The 4356-nt window shown below is 66.7% G+C and carries 4 protein-coding genes; all 4 read right to left on the bottom strand.

What is annotated here, in order from left to right; translation table 11 throughout:
* Positions 1 to 1123, bottom strand: a 1123-nt coding sequence (locus JHD62_RS21120; protein ID WP_199104533.1) for an HAD-IC family P-type ATPase, incomplete at its 3' end; no start/stop codon positions are given.
* Positions 1120 to 2160 (bottom strand): SPFH domain-containing protein, encoded by a 1041-nt coding sequence (locus JHD62_RS21115; RefSeq protein WP_199104532.1) that lies wholly within the window; start codon positions 2158 to 2160, stop codon positions 1120 to 1122. The genes JHD62_RS21115 and JHD62_RS21120, both read right to left, overlap by 4 nt.
* On the bottom strand, positions 2160 to 3137 hold the full coding sequence (locus JHD62_RS21110) for an SPFH domain-containing protein (RefSeq protein ID WP_199104531.1): 978 nt from the start codon (positions 3135 to 3137) through the stop codon (positions 2160 to 2162). Before JHD62_RS21110 ends, JHD62_RS21115 begins: the two co-directional genes overlap by 1 nt.
* 10 nt (positions 3138 to 3147) lie before the next feature.
* A partial coding sequence (locus JHD62_RS21105) for an SPFH domain-containing protein (protein ID WP_199104530.1) occupies positions 3148 to 4356 on the bottom strand: 1209 nt, incomplete at its 5' end.

The raw sequence follows: 4356 nt of genomic DNA, 5'->3' as shown, positions 1-4356 counted from the left end.
CCAGCGCGCGACTGACCGGGTGGGTGCTGCAGGCGGCCAGCCCGGCAGCCAGCCAGACTGCTTCCACCGGGCTGTCGTTCACCAGCGTTTCCACCAACTGCACTGCCAGCTGGCCGCTGGTGAGGGTGCCGGTCTTGTCGATGACCAGCGCGTTGACATCGGCCAGCTCTTCCAGAAAGGCTGCGCCGCGAATCAGCACACCATGGCGCGCTGCCACCGCCACCCCGGCCACGGCAGTGGAGGGAGCGGCCAATACCAGCGCGCAGGGGCAGGCCGCCACCAGCACGGCCAGCATGGCCTGGCTGTCGCGGCTGACAAACCAGCACAGTGCGGCAATGGCCAGCACCAGCCCCATATAGGAAGCCGCATGACTCTCCACCAGCCGGGTGACTGGTGGCTTGGCTTGTTCGGCCTGTTGCATCAGCGCGCTGATGCGCCCCAGCGCCGATTGTTCGCCTACCTGGCTGACTTCCAGTTGCAGCAGGCCTTGCAGATTGACCGCACCGGCATACACCTGGCTGCCGGGTACGACATCCTGCGGCAGGGCCTCGCCGGTGATGGCCGAGGTATCCAGGCTGGATTGCCCGCTCACCACCATGCCGTCGGCCGGAATGCGCTCGCCCGGTCGTACTTCCACCCGGTCGCCGCTACGCAGCTGGCTGTTGTCGACTTCTTCCAGACTGTCGTCGGGCCGATAGCGGCGGCTGCGGCTGCTGGTAAGGCTGGCCAGGGCGCGGATGGCTTCTTGTGAACCCAGCAGGCTGCGTTCTTCCAGCACATGGCCCAGCACCATCAGGATGGGCAGCAGGGCGGCGCTGAGGGTGTCGCCGCTGGCCCAGGCACCCAGCATGGCCAGTGCCACCAGCAGGTCGGCCATGCCGTGCAGGTCTGGGTGTTGCAGGCTGTGCCAGGCGGCGCGTAATACCGGCACAGCCATCAGCAAGGCGGCGGCGCTGGTCAGCCACTGGGCGATGATCTGCCCGTCGGGAATCAGGAAATGCCAGATGCCGGCCAGCAGCAACAGGCCGATGGCCAGCAAGGCCAGTTGCAACTGGCGGGCACTGCGTTGTTGTTCAGCGGCATCCAGCAAGCCGTGATGGGGATGGGAACAGCACTGGCTCACGGGCGGACTCCCGGCACAATTACCCGGCCACTGCTGGCCGGGTCCATGGTGGTGACCTGGCCTGCCTTGGCCAGTACCTGCTGGATCTTGTCCTGGTACAGCTGGCGCAGCAGGGCCGGTCCGTCTGCTTGCTGCATGCGGGGGGCCAGTGCCAGGATTTCGCTGGTTTCATTGCGGGCCTGGGCCAGCCGTTCGTCGGCACGGGCGTGAGCACTGTTCAGGATGGTGCTGACGGCGGCGCTGGCTTGCTGTTGTTGCCGGGCGGCTGCGGTCTGGGCTTGCGCCAGTTGCCGCTCGACGGTCTGGTCGGCAGTCAGTACCGCGTCAAAGGCGGCCTGGGCGGCATGCGGCAGGCTGGAGGTGAGGTCGATACGGGCAACTTGCAGGCCAAGCGGCACACCACGCTGGCGCAGCTGTTGCAGGCGCTGGTTGACCGCTTGCACCAGTTCGCCACGCAGGCGTTCGCGCAGTTCGGCCTGCTGGCTGGAGGGCTGGTTGCTGCGCGTCACCAGAATGCTGTCCAGGTCGCGGCCCGCACTCAGTTGCAAGGCGGCGGCGCTCACCAGCCGGTCCAGTACTGGCAGGGCCTGATCGCCTTGCCGGGCGTAGGCGGCGGCATCGTCAATGCGGTAATACACGGTGGCATTAAGCTGCACCACGCCCACGTCGCCAGTCAGCAGATATCCGGAACCGGCCAGTTCGTCACCCATCTGTTGCAGGGATGTCCCGGCACCATCCAGTGCCAGTGCGTGGGCATTGCGGCTGAGGCCCTCCACCTGCCGTTGTTGCAGCCGCTCGGTGGCGGGCAGCCAGATGATGCTGTCGATGGGGCTGGGCCAGGCCAGCAGCAGCCCGGCGCGCTGTACCCGGTCGATGGCGCCAAAGTGCAGCACCACCGCCTGGCTGTCGGCCGGCACCGGCCTGACATGCGCAGTCAACCAGCCAAGGCCTGCCAGCAGGGTGATGGCCAGCAGCAGGCGGTAACCCAGGCGCAGTGATTGGGCCAACGCGCTGGCGGGCAGTGATGTGTCCGCCATCATTTGCCCTTTGCGCTCTTGCCTGCGGCCAGCCCCGGCGGGCCATCCACCAGTGCGCGGAACGGGGCAGCATCGGTACGCAATATCAGGTGGGTGCCGGAACCCACCACGCCGTTGAGGGTATCCAGCGAGCGCAGGGTCTTGTACAGCTCCGGCGCTTTTTGCCAGGCATCGGCGTAAATCCGCGCTGCCTGCACGCGCGAACCGGCTTCGATTTCGGCAGCGGCCACACTGGCATCGGCTTGCTGGATACGGGCATCGCGTGCGGCATTGGCACGGATGGCGGCGGCCTGTTCATTGCCGCTGGCAGTGCGTTCGGCGGCAATGGTGTCGCGTTCGGCCCGCATGCGTGCCACGGTGGCATCCAGCGTGACGGCAGGCAGGGTCAGGCGCTCCAGCCCGACATCCACCACCTGTACGCCATAACTTTCCAGCAGTTGCGGAGCCAGTTGCTGGCGCAGTTGTTGTTCCAGCTGGCTGATGCGCAGCTGGCTGCGGTCGGTATTCACCAGATTGCCCAGGGCAAAGCGGCTGCTGCCGGTTTCCATGGCCGAACCGGCAAAGGTGGCAATTTGCCGCGCCGCTTCGTCCGGCTGGTTCTGTACCGCGCGCAGAAAACGGGTGATATGGCTGCTGTCGGCTGGCACCTGCCAGGCGACATAGCTTTGCATGATCACCCGCAGGCCGTCGCGCGTACCTACATCTTGCAGGCCGCTGGAGGTGGTGCGCAGGCGCAGGTCCACCGGTACCACGGTTTCCAGCGGTGGCGGCAGACGCCAGGCCAGCCCCGGCTCCAGTAATACCCGCACCGGTGCGCCAAAGCGGGTAATTACCAGGGCTTCGCCCGAATGCACTTGCAACATGCAGGCCGACAGGCCGGCCAGCAGCAATACGCCAAGCGCTGTGGCGGTTTTCCAGTGTCGCCAGCCGCTGTTCGGGCTGTCGCTCGCGTGAGGGTGGTGGTGAAACAGCGCCAAATCAGGCTCCTCAGGGATGCGTTCCCGCTATGGCGGGTGGCGGTTCGGTGGCAATCGGCGCGCCATGCAGGTCGATGGCGGGCAGGCCGGGGTTGTTGGCGGCCGGGCGCAGGTCGATGGTGGGCAGGGCGCTGGCCGGAATGCGATGGTCGATGATGATGGGCTGGGCCTGATGCAGGCCTTGCTTCAGTGCGTGCAGATAGCGCTCCAGCAGGAAGGACTGCCCGCCAACACCGGCGGCCTGACGGTCGGCCTGAAAGGCAATGGCATCCACCTTGCTGCGCGCCACCCGCTCGGCAGCGCTGGCGCTGGCATCGCGTGCCGCCTGTACGGCCGCCTGAATGGCAGCGCTATGGCTGCGCACGGCCTGGGCGCGTTCGGTGGCCACACGAGCCTGCGCCAGAATGGCAGCAGCCTGCACGCCGTGATAGGCATTGGCCGCAGCCGCAGGCGGGTGAATGGCCTGAATCACCACGGCCAACAGTTCCAGTCCGCTACCCGAGCGGTTCAGCGCCTGCTGGATTTGTTGTTGCAGCTGGCGCGAGGTATCGGCCAGGGCATCGCCCAGCAGCTTGTCCAGCTGCTGCCCGGCAAAGTAATGCAGCATGGCGCGGTCCGCCACCGCATGCAGCAGGGCGGTGGGGTCAGCCTGCTGGTAGAGTGCCAGGGCGTCGGCATCGCGCAGCCCCTGACGGTAGACCAGCCGCACATCCAGGCCTACCAGCTGGGTGCTCTGGCGTTCGCCTTGCTGGCTGGCAATCAGCTGGGTGGTTTCGGCAGCATGGTTGCCGTCCCACAAATGGTTGTTGCCAGTCGGGGTGGCGGTGCTGTCCGGACTTTGCCAGCGTCCCAGGCTATCCTGTTGCAGGCCGCTGGCCAGCTGATGCACCACGCCATACTCCACCAGGCGCACCTTGCCGAACGGCCATGGCAAACCCAGATGCCAACCGGCCTGCCACACCGCTACCGGCTGGCCGAAGCGTTCGTACACACCACGTTGATCGCTATTGATGGTGCTGACGCTGCTCAGCAGCCAGCCCCCCGCGAGCAGGGCCAGTGCAAAAGGCCGCATGGCACGGCCCAGGTATTGCAAGGCCCAGCTTTGGCGCAGTTCCAGTCCCAGCCCCTGTTGCAGGCGGCTACGCCAGTTGCGCACACCATCCCGACCCAGCAGGCTGGCAAGCAGGCTGTTGCAAGGCAGGGCGGGAGGCTGCTGGCG

It is taken from the genome of Aquitalea sp. ASV11, from assembly GCF_016429185.1.
GTDB lineage: Bacteria > Pseudomonadota > Gammaproteobacteria > Burkholderiales > Chromobacteriaceae > Aquitalea > Aquitalea pelogenes.
Note: the sequence above shows the minus strand (reverse complement) of the source record. Positions and strands in the feature narration are given on the sequence as shown.